The 19,563-nt window shown below is 57.6% G+C and carries 24 protein-coding genes; 17 read left to right on the forward strand and 7 right to left on the reverse strand.

The window, feature by feature from the left end:
• Positions 1-4 precede the first annotated feature (4 nt).
• The 4 genes from ACP7BX_RS01675 to ACP7BX_RS01690 are packed head-to-tail and all read left to right on the forward strand — an operon-like array spanning position 5 to position 4,536.
• The gene (locus tag ACP7BX_RS01675) at positions 5-124 is read left to right on the forward strand and encodes a GpE family phage tail protein (protein ID WP_078049802.1); all 120 of its coding nucleotides are present in this window, start codon (positions 5-7) and stop codon (positions 122-124) included.
• Complete coding sequence (locus ACP7BX_RS01680) at positions 114-2,789, forward strand: phage tail tape measure protein (protein ID WP_426131344.1); 2,676 nt, start codon at positions 114-116, stop codon at positions 2,787-2,789. The genes ACP7BX_RS01675 and ACP7BX_RS01680 overlap by 11 nt, the downstream gene beginning before the upstream one ends.
• Before the next feature lie 5 nt (positions 2,790-2,794).
• Complete coding sequence (locus tag ACP7BX_RS01685; protein WP_426131346.1) at positions 2,795-3,235, forward strand: phage tail protein; 441 nt, start codon at positions 2,795-2,797, stop codon at positions 3,233-3,235.
• Entirely contained in the window at positions 3,232-4,536 is a 1,305-nt protein-coding gene (locus ACP7BX_RS01690; protein WP_426131349.1) for a phage late control D family protein, read from the forward strand. The genes ACP7BX_RS01685 and ACP7BX_RS01690 overlap by 4 nt, the downstream gene beginning before the upstream one ends.
• Positions 4,537-4,541: 5 nt before the next feature.
• Here ACP7BX_RS01690 and ACP7BX_RS01695 read toward each other — a convergent pair whose 3' ends face one another.
• Positions 4,542-5,000, reverse strand: a complete 459-nt coding sequence (locus tag ACP7BX_RS01695) for a hypothetical protein (RefSeq protein WP_426131351.1) — start codon at positions 4,998-5,000, stop codon at positions 4,542-4,544.
• A 171-nt stretch (positions 5,001-5,171) separates the two neighbouring features.
• Between ACP7BX_RS01695 and ACP7BX_RS01700 the strand changes: the two genes are divergently transcribed.
• On the forward strand, positions 5,172-6,539 hold the full coding sequence (locus ACP7BX_RS01700) for a coiled-coil domain-containing protein (RefSeq protein WP_426131353.1): 1,368 nt from the start codon (positions 5,172-5,174) through the stop codon (positions 6,537-6,539).
• Between the two features lie 55 nt (positions 6,540-6,594).
• Here the strand turns inward: ACP7BX_RS01700 and ACP7BX_RS01705 are convergent, their stop codons facing one another.
• Positions 6,595-6,756, reverse strand: coding sequence for a hypothetical protein (locus ACP7BX_RS01705; protein ID WP_426131355.1), 162 nt, complete (start codon positions 6,754-6,756; stop codon positions 6,595-6,597).
• Positions 6,757-6,971: 215 nt separating this feature from the next.
• The gene (locus ACP7BX_RS01710) at positions 6,972-7,310 is read right to left on the reverse strand and encodes a helix-turn-helix domain-containing protein (RefSeq protein WP_426197803.1); all 339 of its coding nucleotides are present in this window, start codon (positions 7,308-7,310) and stop codon (positions 6,972-6,974) included.
• Positions 7,311-7,394: 84 nt separating this feature from the next.
• Between ACP7BX_RS01710 and ACP7BX_RS01715 the strand changes: the two genes are divergently transcribed.
• The 9 genes from ACP7BX_RS01715 (at position 7,395) to ACP7BX_RS01755 (ending at position 13,118) form a co-directional block, all read left to right on the forward strand.
• Positions 7,395-7,595 (forward strand): DNA-binding protein, encoded by a 201-nt coding sequence (locus ACP7BX_RS01715; RefSeq protein ID WP_426131413.1) that lies wholly within the window; start codon positions 7,395-7,397, stop codon positions 7,593-7,595.
• Between the two features lie 29 nt (positions 7,596-7,624).
• Positions 7,625-8,095, forward strand: coding sequence for a YmfL family putative regulatory protein (locus tag ACP7BX_RS01720; protein ID WP_426131357.1), 471 nt, complete (start codon positions 7,625-7,627; stop codon positions 8,093-8,095).
• The gene (locus ACP7BX_RS01725) at positions 8,095-8,388 is read left to right on the forward strand and encodes an ogr/Delta-like zinc finger family protein (protein WP_426131359.1); all 294 of its coding nucleotides are present in this window, start codon (positions 8,095-8,097) and stop codon (positions 8,386-8,388) included. The genes ACP7BX_RS01720 and ACP7BX_RS01725 overlap by 1 nt, the downstream gene beginning before the upstream one ends.
• Positions 8,385-8,759 (forward strand): hypothetical protein, encoded by a 375-nt coding sequence (locus ACP7BX_RS01730; RefSeq protein ID WP_426131361.1) that lies wholly within the window; start codon positions 8,385-8,387, stop codon positions 8,757-8,759. The genes ACP7BX_RS01725 and ACP7BX_RS01730 overlap by 4 nt, the downstream gene beginning before the upstream one ends.
• Before the next feature lie 71 nt (positions 8,760-8,830).
• Positions 8,831-9,076 carry a hypothetical protein gene (locus tag ACP7BX_RS01735; RefSeq protein WP_426131363.1) on the forward strand — a complete coding sequence of 82 codons (246 nt, stop codon included), beginning with the start codon at positions 8,831-8,833 and terminating at the stop codon, positions 9,074-9,076.
• Positions 9,077-9,087: 11 nt separating this feature from the next.
• Positions 9,088-11,886, forward strand: coding sequence for a toprim domain-containing protein (locus ACP7BX_RS01740; RefSeq protein ID WP_426131365.1), 2,799 nt, complete (start codon positions 9,088-9,090; stop codon positions 11,884-11,886).
• 60 nt (positions 11,887-11,946) lie between these two features.
• The gene (locus tag ACP7BX_RS01745) at positions 11,947-12,258 is read left to right on the forward strand and encodes a hypothetical protein (protein WP_426131367.1); all 312 of its coding nucleotides are present in this window, start codon (positions 11,947-11,949) and stop codon (positions 12,256-12,258) included.
• A gap of 58 nt (positions 12,259-12,316) precedes the next feature.
• On the forward strand, positions 12,317-12,577 hold the full coding sequence (locus tag ACP7BX_RS01750) for a hypothetical protein (protein WP_426131369.1): 261 nt from the start codon (positions 12,317-12,319) through the stop codon (positions 12,575-12,577).
• 265 nt (positions 12,578-12,842) lie between these two features.
• The gene (locus ACP7BX_RS01755) at positions 12,843-13,118 is read left to right on the forward strand and encodes a pyocin activator PrtN family protein (protein WP_122680173.1); all 276 of its coding nucleotides are present in this window, start codon (positions 12,843-12,845) and stop codon (positions 13,116-13,118) included.
• Here the strand turns inward: ACP7BX_RS01755 and ACP7BX_RS01760 are convergent.
• Complete coding sequence (locus tag ACP7BX_RS01760; RefSeq protein WP_426131371.1) at positions 13,093-14,244, reverse strand: tyrosine-type recombinase/integrase; 1,152 nt, start codon at positions 14,242-14,244, stop codon at positions 13,093-13,095. The two genes, ACP7BX_RS01755 and ACP7BX_RS01760, sit on opposite strands and share 26 nt — an antisense overlap.
• A gap of 103 nt (positions 14,245-14,347) precedes the next feature.
• On the opposite strand from ACP7BX_RS01760, the gene dusA reads away from it, so the two are divergent.
• Positions 14,348-15,358, forward strand: coding sequence for a tRNA dihydrouridine(20/20a) synthase DusA (gene dusA, locus ACP7BX_RS01765; RefSeq protein ID WP_426131373.1), 1,011 nt, complete (start codon positions 14,348-14,350; stop codon positions 15,356-15,358).
• A gap of 168 nt (positions 15,359-15,526) precedes the next feature.
• Positions 15,527-16,453: a transaldolase gene (tal, locus tag ACP7BX_RS01770; RefSeq protein ID WP_426131375.1), complete on the forward strand. Its 927-nt coding sequence runs from the start codon at positions 15,527-15,529 to the stop codon at positions 16,451-16,453.
• A 70-nt stretch (positions 16,454-16,523) separates the two neighbouring features.
• Here the strand turns inward: tal and rssC are convergent, their stop codons facing one another.
• Both rssC and rssB read right to left on the reverse strand, forming a co-directional pair.
• Positions 16,524-17,006, reverse strand: a complete 483-nt coding sequence (gene rssC, locus ACP7BX_RS01775; RefSeq protein WP_003172602.1) for an anti-sigma factor antagonist RssC — start codon at positions 17,004-17,006, stop codon at positions 16,524-16,526.
• Positions 17,006-18,187 carry a two-component system response regulator RssB gene (rssB, locus tag ACP7BX_RS01780; protein ID WP_016975286.1) on the reverse strand — a complete coding sequence of 394 codons (1,182 nt, stop codon included), beginning with the start codon at positions 18,185-18,187 and terminating at the stop codon, positions 17,006-17,008. Before rssB ends, rssC begins: the two co-directional genes overlap by 1 nt.
• A gap of 276 nt (positions 18,188-18,463) precedes the next feature.
• Here rssB and ACP7BX_RS01785 point away from each other — a divergent pair, with 276 nt between their 5' ends.
• Positions 18,464-18,760, forward strand: coding sequence for a PilZ domain-containing protein (locus ACP7BX_RS01785; RefSeq protein WP_314533047.1), 297 nt, complete (start codon positions 18,464-18,466; stop codon positions 18,758-18,760).
• 60 nt (positions 18,761-18,820) lie between these two features.
• On the opposite strand, the gene ACP7BX_RS01790 is transcribed toward ACP7BX_RS01785, so the two are convergent.
• Positions 18,821-19,510 carry an MlaA family lipoprotein gene (locus ACP7BX_RS01790; protein WP_010212030.1) on the reverse strand — a complete coding sequence of 230 codons (690 nt, stop codon included), beginning with the start codon at positions 19,508-19,510 and terminating at the stop codon, positions 18,821-18,823.
• Between the last annotated feature and the right edge of the window lie 53 nt (positions 19,511-19,563).

A 19,563-nucleotide genomic window follows, 5' to 3' on the forward strand; every position in this document is an offset into this window, starting at 1 on the left:
CGCCATGGCCGACCTGGCCGTGGTTTTTCACTGGGCGCCAGCTGACATGGATCAGTTGGGCCTGCAAGAGCTGATGGAATGGCGCGAGCGCGCCAGGGTGCGGAGTTCGACCGATGGCAAATGATCTGCGACTACAGGTGCTGCTCAGTACCATCGACAAGGCCACGCGCCCGCTGAAGCACATCAGCGAAGGTAGCCTTGAGACGGCCCGCGCCCTCAAGGCTGCGCGCGACAGCCTCAAAGAACTCAACAGCCAGCAGAAAGACATCAGCGCCTGGCGCACGCAGCGCGCCGCCGCCGAGCAGACCGGTGCCGCCCTCACCGCCGCCCGCGACCGCGTCAAAACCCTAAGCCAGGAATTCGCCGCAACGGGTGCGCCGACCAGGGCGATGACTCGCAGCTTTCAGTCAGCCGTGCGCGAGGCTCAGCGGCTCAAGCAGCAGCACCAACAGCAAGACGAGCAGTTGCAGGGCCTGCGTTCAAAGCTTTACGACGCCGGCATCAGCACCAAGAACCTGGGCACCCACGAACGCCAGCTACGCGAACAAATCAACGCCACCAACGCCAGTATCAGTTCGCAGGGCAAGCGTATGGCCGAGCTGAGTGCCCAGCACAAACGGGCGGCAGTGGCGCGTAGTCAGATGGAGAAATCCCAGCGGGCTTCCGGCAACATGGCCGTGAACGGTGCGGCTGGGTTGGGTGTTGGCTACGCGGCGAGCCGGCCGGTAGTGGCCGCTGTGAAAGCCTTTGCGCCCAATGAAGACTCCGCCACGCAGCTCAAAGTGTCGATGATGGATAACACCGGGAAGGTCTCGGAGGACTTCCAAAAGATCACCGAGCAGGCCACCAAACTGGGCGACCTTTTGCCAGGCACCACGGCCGACTTCCAGAACATGATGACCATGCTGCGCCGTCAGGGTCTGAGCGCGAAAAATATCTTAGGTGGGACTGGCGAAGCCGCTGCCTATCTCGGGGTATTGCTGAAGCTGGAGGCCACCGACGCGGCGGAATTTGCCGCCAAGATGCAGGACGCGACGCGCACTACCGAAACAGACATGATGAGTCTGATGGACACCATCCAGCGCGGTTTCAACGCAGGTGTTGATCCCACCAATATGCTCGCTGGATTCAGCAGTATTTCCCCCGTGATGGACATCATCAACAAATCAGGCCTTGAAGCAACCAAGAGCCTGGCGCCACTGCTCATCATGATGGATCAGGCCAGTATCGAGGGAAGCAAGGCAGGTAATGCTTTTCGGAAGATCTTTCAGGCGTCGCTGAAGAAAAGCAACATCGACAGCATCAACAAAATGCTCGCTGACAAAGGGCAGAAAATCAGCTTCAGCTTTACCAATGACGAAGGAAATTTCTCAGGCGTAGAGAACCTCTACGCCCAAATCGACAAGATCAAAGATCTGAATCAAGTCGATAGAACAGCGGTAATCGCCAAATTATTTGGGGACGACGCAGAGACCATCACAACCCTCAACGTGATGATGAACAAAGGGCTGGCCGGGTACCAGCAGGTACAACAGCAGCTGCAATCCCAGGCCGACTTGCGTACGCGCGTCAATGAACAGCTGGGCACCCTGACCAACGTGATGGAGGCTACAGAAGGCAGCTTCACCAACGCCATGGCCGAGTTCGGCGCAGCGGTAGCGCCAGACCTGAAAGAGCTGATCAAGACGTTGGGCGAAATCGCCAATAGCATCGGCACCTGGGCGCGGGAGAATCCAAAGTTGGCCGGTGGCCTGGTCAAGGTCGTGGCTGCGATCGCCGGTCTGGCTTTCGTGTTCGGTGGCCTGGCGTTGACCATGGCAAGCATTCTCGGCCCATTCGCAGTGTTGCGCTACGGCATGACCATGTTCGGCCTTCAGGGCGGCGGCATCACCAAGATGCTCGGCAGGCTGTTCCCCACACTGTCTGGCCTGGCCCGCAACGTGTTCCCCATGTTTGCCCAGGGCGTTCGAATGGTCGCCACGACAATGGGCGGTGCACTCTTGACCGCCCTGCGCACCGTAGGTGTGGCGCTATGGGGCCTGGCGGCAAACCCAATAGTCTTGATTATCGCTGCCGTCGTCGCGGCGCTTGCCGGCGGCGCATACCTGATCTACAAAAACTGGGATGCGGTGAAGAACTACTTCGCCAACGCCTGGACGGAGATCAAGGCCGGTTTTGATGGTGGGATAGGCGGCATCATCACCACCCTGGTCAACTTCAGCCCGCTCGGCCTGCTGTACCAGGCCTTTGCCGGAGTGCTGAGCTACCTGGGCATTGAGCTGCCCAGTCGGTTCACTGAGTTCGGCGGCATGATCGTCAACGGCCTGGTCAACGGGCTGACGGCTGGGCTCGGCGCGGTCAAAAATGCCATCAGCTCGATCGGCGACTCCAGCATTGGCTGGTTCAAGGAAAAGCTCGGTATCCACAGCCCGTCGCGTGTGTTTGCCGAGCTGGGCGGCTTCACCATGGCGGGCCTGACGCAGGGCCTGGAAGTTGGACAAAAAGGCCCGCTGGACGCCCTGACCAGCATGACCAAGCAGATGACAGCCGCCGGCACGCTTGCCCTGGGCGCCACTGCCATGCCGGCGTTTGCCGTCGACACCAAGCCGCCGATCAGTAGCGCGGCGCCGACAGTCGTTTACGACAGCCACGACGTGTATCAAATCGAAGTCGCGGCGGGGTCTGGAACAGACATGCGAAGCCTGGAAAAGAGCCTGCGCGCCATCCTCGCCCGCATCGAAAACGAAAAGAAAGCGCGCCAGCGCAGCAAACTCTCGGACCTGGAATAACCACCATGATGATGGCCCTCGGCATGTTCGTTTTCAGCCTCAGAACCGCCGCCTACCAGGAACTACAGCGCCAAACCGACTGGCGCCACGCCAGCAACAGCCGGATCGGTGCAGCTCCCGCAAGGCAGTTTGTGGGGCGTGGCGATGACGCCATCACCCTCCCCGGCATTATCTTCCCCGAACTGGCCGGCAGCGCCCTCAGCCTCGACGCCATACGCCTGATGGCGAACACCGGCAAGGCCTGGCCCATGGTCGAGGGCACCGGGCGGATCTACGGGCTGTGGGTTATCGATAGCCTGAGCGAGACCAAGACCATTTTTTTCAGCGACGGCACCCCACGGCGCATTGAATTCACCCTGAGCCTGAAACGCACCGACGATGACCTCATCGACCTGCTCGGCGCCGGTACCAGCATCGGCGTCAACATCCTGCGAGGCCTGCTGTGATCGAGTCCGTCATATCCAAGGTTACCGGCTACCTGCGCAACACCGCCGAACGTTACGTCCGCGACGCAGCTTACCCGGTGCCAGCGTTCCGGCTCACCGTCGACGGCCTGGACATCGCCCAGTTGATCAGCCCGCGGCTGATGAGCCTGGAGCTGACCGACAACCGCGGCGTGGAGGCCGACCAGCTCAGCATCACCCTCAGCGACCACGACGGCCTGCTGACCATCCCGCCCAAGGGCGCGGTGCTGCGGTTGTGGTTGGGCTGGAGCGACACCGGCCTGGTGGACAAAGGTACCTACACCGTCGACGAAACCGAACACAGCGGCGCGCCAGACGTGCTCAGCATCCGCGCTCGATCCGCAGACCTGCGCAAGGGCCTCAAAACCAAACGCGAACGCAGCTGGAGCAACACCACCCTCGGCGACGTCCTGGGCGATATCGCCATCGGCAACGGCCTGACCGCCACCATCGCCGGTGCACTCGACGGGTTGCCTATCCTGCAGCTCGACCAGGCAAACGAGTCCGACGCTAACCTGATCAGCCGACTGGGTGAAGAATTCGACGCGGTGGCCAGCGTCAAAGCTGGCTGCTTGTTATGCCTACCGGCGGGCGGCGGCAAGACCGCCAGCGGCATGGACCTGCCCCACATCGTCCTCACCCGCGAGGACGGCGACCAACACCGCTACCTGCAAGCCGACCGCGACAGCTACGACGGAGTGCGCGCCTATTACTACGACGTGAACAGCGCCAAGAAACAGGAGGCCATTGCCGGCGGCGGCGACAACCTCAAAGATCTGCGCCACACGTACAGCGACCAACAGTCAGCCCTGCGTGCCGCGCGGGCGGAATTCCGGCGCATGCAACGCGGCAGCGCCACGCTCAGCTACAACCTGGCGATGGGCCGGCCGGACCTGATCCCCGAGCTGACGTACACGCTCCAGGGCGTGAAGGAAGAAATCGACGAGATCATTTGGTACGGCGGGAATGTGCAGCACAGCCTGAGCGCAGACGGCGGATACACAGTGAGCCTGGAGCTGGAGAGCAAGCTGCCGGAGGATAACGTTGAGCATCTGGCGGAAGAGAACAAGGGCGATTACACGGGGATCATCGCGTACTACCGCGATGACAACACCGGGAAAGAGAAAACCATGACCGCTGGTGACCAGGCTAAGCCTCAGCGCCTGCTTTGGCTGTACGCCAACAAGAACACCGCAAAGCGCGCAGTAGATCGAGAGTGGAAGCGGTTACAGGCGGCGAAAGCCGAAGCGGGAGGCCCTGCCGATGGCGGGGCCCAGGTCTAGGAAGGTTACTCAGCAAACACAGTAATGATCGTGCCACCACCGTCGCGGGCAAAGGCTTGGCATTCGATGGCCAAGCCTTTTTGCTCGACAGTGGCAATTTCGCTTTCGTCTTTCAGTGCCTGTTGCCGGCATTGCTTGGACGCCTTCACGACGTCGGCTGCGGTGCGTTTTGATACCAGGCTGCCGGTACGGCCGACCAGGTCATAGAACGCCTGATCCGGGGCTGGGCCATCCCAGGTGACAGCAATGTTGGGAGCGCCCACGGCGCAGCTGAGTGACAGTATGATGTTTGGGCCGTCACGGTATTCGGTGGTTTGTTTGCCTTCAGTTTGCTTGACCTGAGACAGATGGCGTTCCTGTTGAAGGGCTTCAATGATCTCGCTACAAGGTGCCGAAAAAGCTCCCACAGAGAATGTTAGACAGACGAAACTCACACCAGTAGCTCTGAAAAAACCATGCATCATCAGATACCTCTCGCCTACCCATGGCTGCCAAACCCACGGCTAGGGCCAGATTTTCGAACCGATCACCTTACCGCATCAATAAATATCAACAGTCAACCCGGTTATGGGGATCTCATATCGCCATCATTCTGATATTGTTGCTCTTAACCAGCTAATGGAGCAGTAACGGCTATGGAATCAGTTGAAGATTTAGATACAGCATTGGCGTCTATAGTAGACACGATCCCCCCCCTAAACACCCTGGAAAATCCACTATGGAAAACCACGGCCCAGTGCCAGATACTTTTGGCAGAGTCCGGCGCCACCTCTAAGCCAATTAAAATAACTAGCTCAGCGAAACGTTTCACACCAGACAAACTATTCTTCCTCGACTGTATTTATTTCTACGGTGACGCCCCGGATAAGATCCTTCCAAACTTGTCAGTCACAATCAAGCCTATTGGTAAACCAGCGCACACAGTAAAACTATTTATGTCTACCACGCCCGTAAAGTTTTGCTATGCGCATGCGCGGGTATTTTGTGAATGGTTTGAAATATCGAGCGACACCATATTCGGAAAACCTACACTTAACAAAATTAAAATCTACGGCAGCGACTTAATCCAACTACAAGAATACTCTAAAGACGTCTCATCAATAATAGATTTGAGAGGACGGATAGACACTTTCAAAACCAGCACAAAGAAAGAACTATCAGACTTAAAGATAGAAATTGCAAACTTAACTGAATCCTCAGAGGAGCTTAACAATTTAGTATCAGAAACAAATGATCTAATAGCGAACTTGAAAAAAGAGTCAGAGGACTTAAAGGCAAAAAACGCTGTAGCTCAAGAGAAGCTCACAAAATTACAACTCTCCACCCTTATAACCTCTGAAAAAAACAGTACAGAGTCAAACAATCTGACCCAGTTAACGCAAACAGCCAAAAGCCTAAACGAGGAGATCTCCAATTTAAAAAGCAGCTTAACCAAACTTACAAATGATAAAAACTTAATATCTGACGAGTACGGCCCCTATGTAAAAGAGGGGAAATCCCAGGCAACGATTTACATACTAATTGTTACACTACCACTTTTAGCAATTTTATTTTCAGTTTACGAACTATATGCAGGCGCAAGCAAAATCCTGACAAACGACCATAATTCCCTATCCGAGGTTGCAGCAGCTTTTATATTGCGCATACCATTTGCTGCGGTGTTTGGACTCGCGGTTTATTATAGCTGGCGTCTAACATCATCAATCATTCAGAGAATATTCACCATTCACGGGGACAGACTAGCACTTGCAAAACTACTCGTCTTAGCACGTGAAGCCACTCATTCTTCAGCAAAAAACCTAAACCTACCTACTGAAGTCATTTATCAAGAACAGCTAAAATTCAAAGTTGAAGTATTGAAAAGCCATCTATCAAAAGAGCTGGGGAAAGATTTTGAGTATACAACTCACGTTGAATCTAAGTCTACAGACAAGCCAACAATAAATCCTGCAGCAACTAACGACGACAACATCCCAGATATCGACCCCGCAATAAACAAATAACGTTCAAGAAGAGAGTCTCAACTCTCTAAAAGCCCGGCTAACCGGGCTTCTCCTCCTACTGGGCGTTCAAGAGCGCATCAATAAACCGCAGCATGTCTTTCTGGTGTTCTTCGCTCAACTGCCGGAACACCTTCACCAGGTTCAGTTCAATGTGTGTCAAACGCTGGTCTTCACCGCTTGCGGTTTGATTGGTCGCTGCATCGCTGTTCACCAACATGTTCTACTCCCTTTGCAACACGTAACGGGCGCCCGACACCATCTGTAGTGCCGTCGAAAACGCCCGGCGAACAAGCGATTCTCAGCATGTATTGGTGTGCCACCACCCCGGCCATGCAATAAAAGGCGACGAACGCTGTGGGCAGATAAGTAAGTCGGTGTAGTCCATAGGAGCTAAGGCCGAGTGGTTGCCACCGGCCTAAAGCGAGACAAATTTTAAGTAACTGAAGAGACTGCCAACGCGCTGGTCAGTCGCTGGACCGATGCTTTATCGCCCTCGGAAAGTGAGCGGTAGTTTTCAAGAATTCGAGATTCGGCGCTATCGATCCCATCTTTTGACAGCACGGCCTTCACGCCTGTCAGCACGTACTGAAGATCCACACCTGCCCCCTCAAGAGCTGCCAGGTAGCGCAAATCCGGCGAATTAGTGCCCTGTTCGTACGCTTTCTGTGTCCCTCGACTGACGCGTCCCAGCGCACCGAAATCGGTCTGATTCAGGCCCAAACGGTCGCGCTCTTCTTTCAGGCGATCGCCCACCCCATCAGAAATGTACATTTTTTTGATCAACCCTTATTGACTTGAACATTTTTATGTTCAAGAATGACTCCACACCAACACGAACGAACACACATGAACACTATGCCCGCCCCCCTTACACCCGAGCAAGCCCGCGCGGCTCTTGACCGCAAGGGCGTAAGCATTGCCGAGTTCTGCCGCAAACATGAGTTGAACAGAAATCTGGTCAGCGACCTGCTCAACGGCCGCAAGAAAGGTCGTCGGGGTGAAGCGCATCGGGCAGCTGTTCTGCTCGGGATCAAAGACGGCGTGATAACAAACTAGGGCCTCTGGCTCCAAGGGGAAACCAGAAGATGAAACGCCCAGTTCTAGACAGCAGAAAGAGCGTCGTAATGGCCGTCATCGCCGCCTACCCAGGCGGTCGGTCGTATGCCTCGGCAGACCTAGGCATGCCGCTGAAGAAGTTCGACAACCAGGCCTACCAGAACGCCGGCAGCCGCCCGCTGACTGACGAACACATTCACCGTTTGGAGCAAGTCGCCGGGACCACATTCCTGGCCGACTACATCGCCTCAATGTATGGCGGCATGTTCGTTCCGCTGAGCGTCCCGGAGAACCTAGACAACGTGGAGTTGTACAGCCGTTCGCTCAAGGCCTCTGCCCAGCGGGGCAAGGTCGACCAGATCATGTCTGCCGCCCTGGACGATGGGGTCATCGAAAGGCGTGAAGCCGACGCGATCATAGCCGCCCTGCTCACCTACATGTCCGCCCGCTACGCCGAAGTGTTTGCGACCATCCAGTTGTACAGCCAGGGAGCTGTCTAGTGAGTACTTACAAACTGGTCTGCCCCCACTGCCACGGCCGTATGCGTATCCGCACCAGCGAAGGCCAGCACATTTTCCTGCGTATCACCTACATGCAATGCACCAACGAAGCGTGCGGCTGGGCGGTGCGTGCTGAATTTCAGATGACCCACGAACTGAGCCCCAGCGGCATGCCCAACCCGGCTGTAAAGCTGCCCGTTGCAGATGTGGTCATTCGTCGCCAGGCAATGAAAACCGCCAACAATCAGCCCGATCTGCTGGACCAACTGGAATTGGAGGCCACAACCGCATGAACGCCATCAGCCTGACTACCAACCCCGCCAGTGACTACCGCGCCGCGATGCAACAAGCGGCGGTGGCCTACCTCTACCGCCATCGTTGCCAGCATTTGGCCGGAGACACGCAGTTGCTGGAGAACTGCACCCGCTACCTGACGCTGTCGCTTGAAGTCCCTCAGCACCTGGTTCAACGCATCGCTGAACTGGCCGTCGCCGAATTCGAAAGCATGACCTGCAAGCGCGTTGCCTGGCTTGGCGTCCACCCGAATAGCGGCCCGTTTCGACCGGTCATCTGGCTGCTCGACAACTGCACCCAACAGCGACACCCCGTTTCAGCGCGCTTGCTTCCGACACGCCTGCTACTGACCCGCAACCTCACGCACTAACCCGAAATCAATCCCTGATGGATGCCCGCACCGCGTGGGTAGGGGAAATTTGCAACTTACTGGTGGCCGAAATGAGCAAAATCACCATAAAACTGGAGCTGGACAAACAGCAGGCGCAGCATTACCTGCTGTGGTTGACCAGTCAGTACGAAGTCACCATGGCTGATATTTGGTACTCCGACCGCTACCGGAACGTGCCGAGCGGCCAACGGGCGCCAAGGGTGCTTGAAGACTTGCCCTACCTGGCTGGCATCTGCAAGACGCGCAGCGAGCTGAAAAAACAGCTCGTTGTGCCTACTGCGGAGCGTCCGCAGTGATACGTAAGCCAATGGAAGATCAGATCCGGGCTGACGTACTTCAGCGTCTGGAGTCCGATTACGGCCTTCAGCACATGTCCGGCACGCATTACATGCGCAAGGGCACCTGCCCGCAGTGCAACCAGAAACGCCTGTTCTCGCGCCACGATGAACCGTGGTTCATACGCTGTGGCCGCGAGGAAAAATGCCGGTACATGGCTCCGACAAAAGAGCTGTACCCGGACTTATTTGACGACTGGAGCAAGCGAGCACCGGCCACCCGTGACGAGCCTACGGCCAGTGCCAAAGCGTATCTAACGTTTGCACGGGGCTTCCGTGTAGAACTGATTGACGGTTGGTACACCCAGGAAAGCTACTTTGATCGCGACCTGAATATCGGCTCTGCCACCGTCCGCTTTCCCCTAGAGCATGGCGGGTACTGGGAGCGCTTGATTGATCAGCCCTCCCGCTTCGGCAAGAAGAAAGCCCGCTTCCAGCCCCTCAAGAGTTACAGGGGGCATTGGTGGTGCCCACCGTGCTTGGACCTGTTGGAGGTGGACGAACTGTGGATCGTTGAAGGCATTTTCGACGCCATCGCACTCATTCAAAACGGTATCTCCGCCGTCGCCGCCCTTTCGTCAAACGCCTTTCCAGAAGAATCGCTGAAGTCCCTCATTACCGCTCGCGCCGGCAAAACGCCCAAGTTAGTTTGGGCCTTGGACAATGAGCCAGGCGCTCACAAATACACCCGTACCTGGGTGAAACGGGCCCGTGAACTTGGCTTTACCTGCGAAGCCGCCCAGGTAACGCAGCCGGATGCACGCAAGGTTGACTGGAACGATTTGCACCAGCGCTGGGCATTTATCGACGACGAAAAGTCCCGTGCTGATCGCATTGAAAAAGACCTGAAGGAGGCCCGTCACCTGGGCGCCCTGCTGATCGCAGATAGTGCCAGTGACAAGGCGTTGCTCATGTACCAGTGGCGCGAGCGCGAGGAGTTTCACTTCTGCTTCGACTCCCGCCTGTACTGGTGGAAGTTGGACCTTGCGAAATACAACAGCGCCAAGCAGGCATTGGAGAAAAGCGACGACCAGGAGGCCCAGGTACTGAACGAAAAGCAGTTGCGGGAGAAGGCGCTGAACGTGGCCGGCTGCGTCGTCGAAATCGCCAACTGCTATCCCAAAGCCCTCTATTTCCAGCGCAACGAGATTACCGACGAGTCCTGGTACTTCTTCCGCGTCGACTTCCCCCACGACGGAGGCTCAGTGAAAAACACCTTCACCGGTGGCCAGGTCGCTGCCGCCAGCGAATTCAAAAAACGACTACTCGGCATGGGTGCCGGGGCCGTGTTCACCGGCAGTGGGCAACAGTTGGACAAAATCATGAAAGACCAGCTTTTCGGCATCAAGACCGTTCAAACCATCGACTACGTGGGCTACAGCAAGGAGTACCACTGCTACGTGTTCAACGACGTAGCCGTCCGCGAAGGCCAGGTGATCCACATTAACGAGGAGGAGTTTTTTGAGATGGGCAAACTCAAGCTCAAGACCCTGCAAAAGGGCGTGAAGATTGATCTGGAGAAAGACGGTAAAACCTATGATCAACAGTGGCTCGGCCTGCTATGGCAATGCTTTGGCGCCCAGGGGATCGTCGCGCTGACATTCTGGTTTGGCTCACTGTTTGCCGAACAGATCCGCAGCCGGTACCAGTCGTTTCCGTTCCTTGAAGCCACGGGCGAAGCCGGCGCCGGCAAAACCACCTTGCTTACCCTGCTTTGGAAACTGGCAGGTCGGGACGGTTACGAAGGGTTCGACCCATCCAAGTCCACCAAGGCCGGCCGTAGCCGCCTGATGGGGCAGGTATCGGGCATGCCCATCGTGTTGCTGGAGTCGGACCGCACCGGTGATGACAAGGCCCACGCCAAGACCTTCGAATGGGACGAACTCAAGGACTACTACGGCGGCGGCACACTCGCGACTAAGGGCGTCAAAACCGCCGGTAACGAGACCTACGAACCACCGTTTCGCGGCACGATTGCCATCAGCCAGAACGCCCCTGTGGTGGCGTCTGAAGCAATCATGACCCGAATTGTGAAACTGCACTTTGTGCGCCCGAACGTGACGCCAGAGAGCCGAGCTGCGGCAGACCGGCTCAATGCCCTGGAAGGCTCGACGCTCAGCAACTTTGTATTACAGGCCGTTCGAAAAGAGCTGGAAGTGCTGGAGATGTTCGCGCAGCGCGTCCCTGGCTACGAGGCGATGTTGCGCAACCTGCATTCGCATTGCTTTGCCTGTGAGACACCGTTTCAGGACGAGCAAGCCGATTGTCAGCACTGCGGCAACAAGCTGCGCGGATACATCCGGGTTGAGCGGATCAACAAGAACCACGCCCAACTGCTTGCCCTGCTCGACTGCCTGCGCATGGTGGTGCCGCTCACGGAACCGCAGATCAGCCACACCCGCACGCAGATCATCCGTATGGCGATCGAGCGCCAGTCCTCGATCAGCTCCGACCATCCGGTGGTGGCTGAATTCTGGGAAGTGTACGAATACCTGGAAGGCCTCGACGCCGACGGTCCCGTGGTCAACCACAGCAAGAAAGACAACATCATCGCGATCAACCTCAACGACTTCGTGAAGTGCGCGGCCGAGCATCGCCAGAAGATTGCCGACGTCAGCGAGCTGCGCGAGCGCCTTAAAGACTCACGTTCGCGCAAGCTGATCGACACCAACAAAGCTACGGATAGCGCGGTACGGGCTCACCAGGCCAAGAACAGCAACGCCGTCATCACCAAACAGCCGATCGTGAAGTGCTGGCACTTCAACGCCTGACGAAATCGACAACCAACCCCGTCAGGCGCTGCAACGCCTGCCACCCAAAGGAGAAGCACCATGCACGTACAAGTCATCACCGGCGACGGCCAACAAGGCGAAACCAACCGCCTCCGGCACCTCAAAGAGCTGAAGGCCTGGTTTAACGAGTCCGGGAAAATCGTTCACGCCGAAGCCTACGACCCTGCCGGCCTGATCAAGATTCTGGAAGTTCGCGCAGCAACCGATTTTGAAATTTTGGTCTTGGAGTGCAACCGAGAGCAGATCGACGCGGTCCTGCTGTGGCAGTCAGAAACTGAAGAGGTCGCCGCGCTTGAAAACGTGCTTGTGCACCTGGTGCGCAAGCAAAACCCAACTGGCGAAAGCCAATAAGAAGGTGGTGCCGAGGGGCTGCAACCCCTCGACACCGACCACCCAAAGGAGAAGCACCATGCAAGTGAATCAACCCAAAGGCGGCACCGCAAAGGCTACCACAACCCCGCTGGCTGTCGGTGACAAGGTCAGCTACGTCGAAATGAGCGGTGGTGGTCGGGAGTACCGACTCAGCGCACGTACGGGCGTGATCGTAGGGATCGACGGCAACGTTGCCACCCTACACGCCACAAACGGTCGCACTGTCACCCAACCACTCGCCAAGCTGACACCGGACGGCCAGCCCAATGCGCTGACGCGCATGCTCATGGGAGGTTAGCGTATGACGGTATTCCTTCTGCTTTACCTCTGCGCAGATGCAACCCGAACGGATTGCCAAGTGGTGAAGGCTGATAGCTGGAATGGCCCTCTCGCCTATGAGAAATGCACCGCCGTCGTGCCAGGCCTTACCGAGGCCCTGACTGCGCCCAACCGAAAGAGACATCGGTTCGTTTGCGAGACCCAGAGCAATGACGCGAAACCCGCAGAACACAAAGCGCAGCCGGCTTTTATTCATCAATCGTTTCGGATGTGAGGGAGCCACCATGAATACAGCCTTTATCTTGATGGCCCAATACGACGGCCAGGTCATCATCCCGCTGGAGCTGGTGTGCCGTGATTACTTCACGCACCTGACGCCGGAGATGTTCCAGCGCAAGGTGATGAGCGGTCAGATCAAGCTGCCCATTACCCGCCTGGAGGTTAGCCAGAAGTCGGCCAAGGGCATCCACCTCTCCGACTTCGCTGCCTACCTCGATTTGCAGCGAGCGGCCGCTGTGAAGGAACACAACCAGCTCAACGGGATAAAACACGCCGTTTGAGCCACTTCTCTGATGCGGCGCCCAGCTGGACGGGCGCCCTCAGTATCTTTTCGTGCCATTCCCAACCCACATAACGGTCACCCTTGCCACGCAGGTGGGTGTAGCGCCGCATCGAATTCCAATCCCGGTGGCCGGACACGCTCGCCACGCGTGGGATGTCCCAATCCATTTCAAACAGGCGGCTGACGCCTTCATGACGAAGGTCGTGGAAGTGCAGATCCGCAATTTCCAGGAATTTGCAGGCTTTGGCCCAGGACGTGGAGATGGATTCAGGGCTGTAGAAGAAGATGTCCTCGCCCGCCTTCGGCATGGTCTGGAGGATCTGCCACGCCTCGTCCGGCAAGTAGCACCACACGTCGTTGCCGATCTTCTGGCCGGGGTTTTTCATGTCGCGCACCAGCACCCGCTGGCCTGGCTCGTCGAGGTCGGCCCAGCGGATGCGGGTAATTTCATCCAGCCGGCGGGTGGAGAACAGGGCAAAGCCGACGACCTTGAGCATGTTGATGACACTCGGGCGCCGCGCCTGCATGGCTTGGTAGTGCGTCAGCACCTTTGCCAGCTCGTCCAAGGTAGGACGGCGGTCACGCTCCCGACTTTTGAGGTTGTAGCCCAGTTTACGCAGCACGCGGCGAGCGCCGGCCATGGCGAGCGGATCGACCTGGTAGCCCCAGGCGTCTTTGGCGATGGCGAGGACGGCGCCGAGGTGCGCCAGGTCGTTGCCGGCGGTTTGCGGTTGGACCCCACCACCCTCACCGCTCATCCGAAAGAGCGCGAAGTCGACCAGGCATTGAGTTGTGACGTCGGTATCGTTCAATTGGCCGATGTCCATCTTGCCGATGGCTTCAAGTGTGGCCTTCTTGGTTTTGCCCAATGGCCGGGCCTTTCCAACTTCCAACAGGTACTGGTCGATCATGTCTTTGACGGTGACGCCCTTCCTGCTGGCCCGCTCGATCGCACCAGGCTGGTCCAGCTCCGATTCGCGCTTGCGCGTCCACGCCTGGGCGGCCTGTTTCCGGGCGAACGTCTGGCTCTCTTGGTAGACTTGCACTCCGTCGCGTTTGATGCGGATTTGAGCCGTGTAGCTCACAGTCCCGTCCGCCAGTTTTCTTGCCCTGATAGTCGCCATTTCGAAAGTGGTACGCGTCAGTTTTGAGGTGGTACATCGTACCACCGAGCCTTCAAAAACGCCTGAAAACGCCCTAAAACCGGTCAAGAACACGTTGAGTAAAATGCTAGATAAACAGAGCTTTAGCCCAGCAGAATCAAGCCCCGCACTGTCTCGGCGCTTTAGCGTTGCACCTATGATGGATTGGACGGACCGCCACTGCCGGTTCTTCCTACGCCTGCTCTCCAAACACGCCCTGCTCTACACCGAAATGGTCACCACCGGCGCCATCCTCCACGGTGACCACGAACGCTTCCTGCGCCACAACGAAGCTGAACACCCTCTAGCACTGCAATTGGGCGGCAGCGTTCCCGCCGATCTGGCCGCCTGCGCGCGCATGGCGCAGGCGGCCGGCTACGACGAGGTGAACCTGAACGTCGGCTGCCCCAGCGACAGAGTGCAGAACAATATGATCGGCGCGATCCTGATGGCTCACCCGGTCCTGGTGGCGGATTGTGTGAAGGCAATGCGCGATGCGGTGTCGATCCCGGTGACGGTGAAGCATCGCATCGGGATCAACGGTCGGGACAGTTATGCCGAGTTGTGTGATTTCGTCGGGACGGTGAAGGACGCGGGCTGCACCAGTTTTACGGTGCATGCGCGGATTGCGATTCTGGAGGGGCTGTCGCCCAAGGAGAATCGGGACATCCCGCCGCTGCGCTACGACGTCGCGGCCCAGTTGAAGCAGGATTTCCCTGAGCTGGAGATTATTCTCAACGGCGGAATCAAGACGCTGGAGCAGTGTCATGAGCATTTGCAAACGTTTGACGGGGTCATGCTGGGGCGCGAGGCTTATCACAATCCGTATTTGCTGGCGGAGGTGGATCAGCAATTGTTTGGCAGCACGCAGGCGGTGATCAGTCGAGCCGAGGCGCTGGCGCAGTTGCGGCCTTACATTGCCGAACATTTGGCCGGGGGCGGGACGATGCACCACATTACCCGGCATGTGCTGGGGTTGGGCACGGGTTTTCCGGGGGCGAGGAAGTTCAGACAGTTGCTGTCGGTGGATATTCATAAGGCGAGCGATCCGTTGGCCTTGCTGGATCAGGCGGGCGCGTTACTGGAAGGGCGTTGATCAGGTTGAACCTGCTGACCGTTTTGCCCTCCTATTTAACAGCCAGACCTGCCATTCAAACGGCTGTTTTCAGGTTGTTGCCCTCGCAAACGATCGAACGCATTTGCGCCCTTGAGCGCCTGCCGGCGCTCGGGTAATGTCATCAGACCCATAGGACAGAGCACGCCCATGACTTCCAAGCTGGAACAACTCAAGCAATTCACCACTGTCGTTGCCGATACTGGCGATTTTTCCACCCTCGCCAAGCTCAAGCCGCAAGACGCCACCACCAACCCTTCCCTGCTGCTCAAGGCTGCGTCGATCCCTGCGTATGCCAAGCTGCTGGATGAGGCCGTGCAAGACTGCAACGGTGACGTGGGCCTGGCCAGCGACCGCTTTGCGGTGGCAGTGGGTCAAGAGATCCTCAAAGTGGTACCTGGGCGTATTTCCACTGAGGTGGATGCCCGCCTGTCGTTTGACGAAGCCGCTATTCTCAAGCGCGCACACCGTCTGATCGACCTGTATGACAAAGCCGGCGTTGGCCGCGACCGCGTGCTGATCAAGATCGCTTCCACCTGGGAAGGCATCCGCGCCGCCGAGCAGCTGGAAAAAGAAGGCATCCAGACCAACCTGACTCTGTTGTTCTCCTTCGCCCAGGCCGTGGCCTGCGCAGAGGCCGGTGTGTTCCTGATCTCGCCGTTCGTGGGCCGTATCTACGATTGGTACAAAAAGGCCAATGGCAACGACTACACCGGTTCGGATGATCCGGGCGTGCAGTCGGTGACGCGCATCTACAACTACTACAAAGCCAATGGCTACAAGACCGTGGTGATGGGCGCGAGCTTCCGCAACCTCAGTCAGATCGAGGAGCTGTCCGGGTGTGATCGCCTGACCATCAGCCCGGACCTGCTGGAGAAGCTGGCGGCTGACGAAGGCAAGCTGGAGCGCAAGCTGTCGCCAGGCCATGCCGGTGAAGCCCGTGTGCATTTGACTGAAGCGCAGTTCCGCTGGGAGTCCAACGAGGACGCGATGGCAACAGAGAAGCTGGCCGAGGGTATCCGTCAGTTTGCTCGGGACCAGGAAAAGCTCGAAGCGCTGTTGTCCGCCAAACTTTAAAGCAGCCACGGCAAAAGGGCGGTCACCCTCACGGGGACCGCCCTTTTTTCATGCTTCGAATTCGTCTAGATCAATGCCGCTCCAGCGCATTCACCAGGTCATGGAACGCTTCGCGATTGGACTCGTTCAACCCCATCAGGATCTTGTGCGCTTCCAACACCTTGACCCGCACCACTTCCTCGGACTGGTCCTGGGACGGCAGGTCGGTCAGGCACTCCGGGCACGGAATCGGGCGATCAACGATGTTGAACACCTGGTCGAAGCCCATGGACTGCAACAGACGGGTGATGTCTTCGTGGGTGGTGACCACAGTCGGCAACAGGCCGACCTTCTGTCGAGACAGAATGGACAACTTGGCCAGCAAGCCAAGGGTGGTGCTATCGATGCTGCGGGTTTCGGTCAGATCGATCACGATCGCCGAGAAATTCAACGCTGTGAAGATCCGCTCAATCGTCGCATCCAGCGCCGAACACAAGGTCAGGCGCACTTCACCGACAAATTTCAGGACGAAGGTCCCGTCTTGCTCGGCGAATTGGATTCTTCCGGTACTCATCAAAGATTCCTGCTCAACACCAATAGGGCGATATCATCCGGCATCTCCCCTAGCGTGGCCAATCCAAAAACCTGCCGCAGGCCATCCAGGCTGCCGCCCGCCGACTTGACCTTTTGGGGCAAGGCGGCTTCTTTCTCTTTGAGTGTAGGCTCTGGAAGAAGGTCCAGGATGCCGTCTGACATCAGCGTGAGGCTGAACGTCGGCGGCAGCTCCAGGATGTGGTCTTCGTAGGTGGCTTCATTGAACAAGCCAACCGGCAGACCACGGCCTTCCAGATAACGCACACTGTCGGGAGTGTATAAAACCGGCATCGGCAGGTGACCCCCGATGCTGTAGGTCAAAAGACCGGTTTCTTCATCAATCACGCCGCCGACCATCGTCACGTGCTTGCCCAGCTTGCAGCTGATCAGGCCCCGGTTGATGTGGCCCAGCACCTCGGAGGGGGTGAACTCCGGCAAGGTGCCATTGCGCTTGGATTCGAACAGCAACCGCGTGGTCATGAATTTCAACAACACGGTGACAAAAGCAGAGGAAGCACCGTGGCCGGAAACGTCGGCCAGGTAGAACGCCACACGTCGCTCATCCACACGGAAGTAATCGACAAAATCACCCGACAGGTACAACGACGGGATGATCTGGTGGGCAAACTGGAAGTCGTCGATGGTCCAGGGGCTGACCGGCAGCATGTTCATCTGCACCTGGCGACCGGCATTCTGGTCCTCCTGGAGCAGGTTGAGGCTCGCTTCGAGTTCGCGGTTGGCGGTTTCGAGCTTTTCGCGGTAGCGCTGGTTCTCCACCAGCAGGCGTGCACGATCCAGGGCACGGCGCACCGAGTGCTCCAGTACCGCCAGGTCTTCCAGGGGCTTGATCAGGTAGTCGGCGGCGCCCAGGCGCAAGGCTTCGACAGCATCGTTCATCACCCCGGCGCCCGACACCACAATCACCGGCGTCTGCGGGGCGAGCTCAGTCACCTGGCGAATCAGCTCCAGGCCGCCCATCTGGGGCATGCGCAGGTCGCAGATCACAAGGTCGGGCTGGTCGCGCTCGAATACCTGGAGACCCTGTTGGCCATTGCTGGCCTGCAGGACGCTGAAGCCACTGTCTTCCAAATAGGCCGCGAGGCTCGCGCGCACTACTTCGTCGTCATCGATTATCAGCAGCGTGGCACTGGTTTTTTGCATGTGGGCAAACGGCGCCAGAATTAGGTTGGCGTAGGTGGCGCGACAATGGCCGGGCTCACGTACTGGATTCGCTTTCTAGCCTCTCTGTCCTACAAAGCATTGGGATTTCGCCCATGCACAACGGTAAAGCAGAGGTGCCCTTCTAAGGCGCAGACGGTACTCCCATCCGTCAGGGGTTTCAAGCTCATGCCGATGGTCGCCGGGCGTCTTTACACCGCAAATCACCGGGAGTTATAAGAACAGGCACGACCACAACACAAAGTAAGGATGAAGCCCATGAGCGAACACGAGCGCGACTACGCCGAAAAACGCGATTTCATCCGCATGCGTGTGGATGCAGACGTGTCCCTGATCCATGCAGGGCAAGAGATTGCCGGGGTTTGCGTGGACCTTTCCAGTTCCGGCATGCAGGTGCAGGCGCCTCGCCAGTTCAACGTAGGCGACCTGCTGACCGTGCGCATCGATTCAGAGCACGCCGCGCTAAAAGGCCTGGAGGCCGATACCGAGGTGGTATGGGCCAGGGCCACGGGCGAAGACCAGCACCTGGGCCTCAAGATCCTGAAAATGCGCTGAAAACCGCGCACAAAAAAGGCGACCGCTGAGGTCGCCTTTTTCATTTCAAAACGTCACGACTTAAAAGTCGTCGACGACCTTGCCGTCCTTGACTTTGAACTCACGGTTCTGCAGGTAGGCGTTACGGATGAAGGTGTACTTGTCACCGGTGATCAGCTTCTCGCTGTCGAGCAGGCTGGCACGGGTGTCGACGATATTCAGGCCGAAAGTGCTGTTGCGCCAGCCGATATCGTTCATGTAGCGGTACGGTTGGGTGTAGCTGTCCACGTATTTGGACGGCGCATCACGCAAGGTGCTTGGGCCGAGCAGGGGCAACATCACGTAAGGACCGCTGCCGACGCCCCAGTAACCGAGGGTCTGGCCGAAGTCTTCATCGCTGCGTTGCAGCCCCATTTTGGTGCCGACATCGATAAAGCCCAGCACACCGAAGGTGGTGTTGACCAGCAAACGCGCGGTGTCGACACCGGCATTATGCGGCTTGAGCTGCAGCACGTTGTTGGCCAGGTTGCCTACGTCGCCGATGTTGCGAAAGAAGTTGTGAATGCCATCCTGTACGAACTGCGGCGTCACGAACTGATAGCCTTGGGCCAATGGCTTGAGGGCATAGGTATCTACGGTGTCGTTAAAGGTGAAGATCGGGCGGTTGACGCTTTCCCATGGATCATCTTCCGATGCAGCCTGTGCGGCGAAAGGCGCCAACAAGACAGTGGCACACACCGACAGCTGAGCGAAGTAGTGGCTCCAGCGCATAGCTTTTGCTCCTTGAATGGTCTGTCATGGGCGCTATGCCCTGAATAAGGCCG

Origin of the sequence: Pseudomonas sp. DWP3-1-3b3, from assembly GCF_049896305.1 — a bacterium.
In the GTDB taxonomy this organism is placed as follows: Bacteria; Pseudomonadota; Gammaproteobacteria; order Pseudomonadales; family Pseudomonadaceae; genus Aquipseudomonas; species Aquipseudomonas azotoformans_A.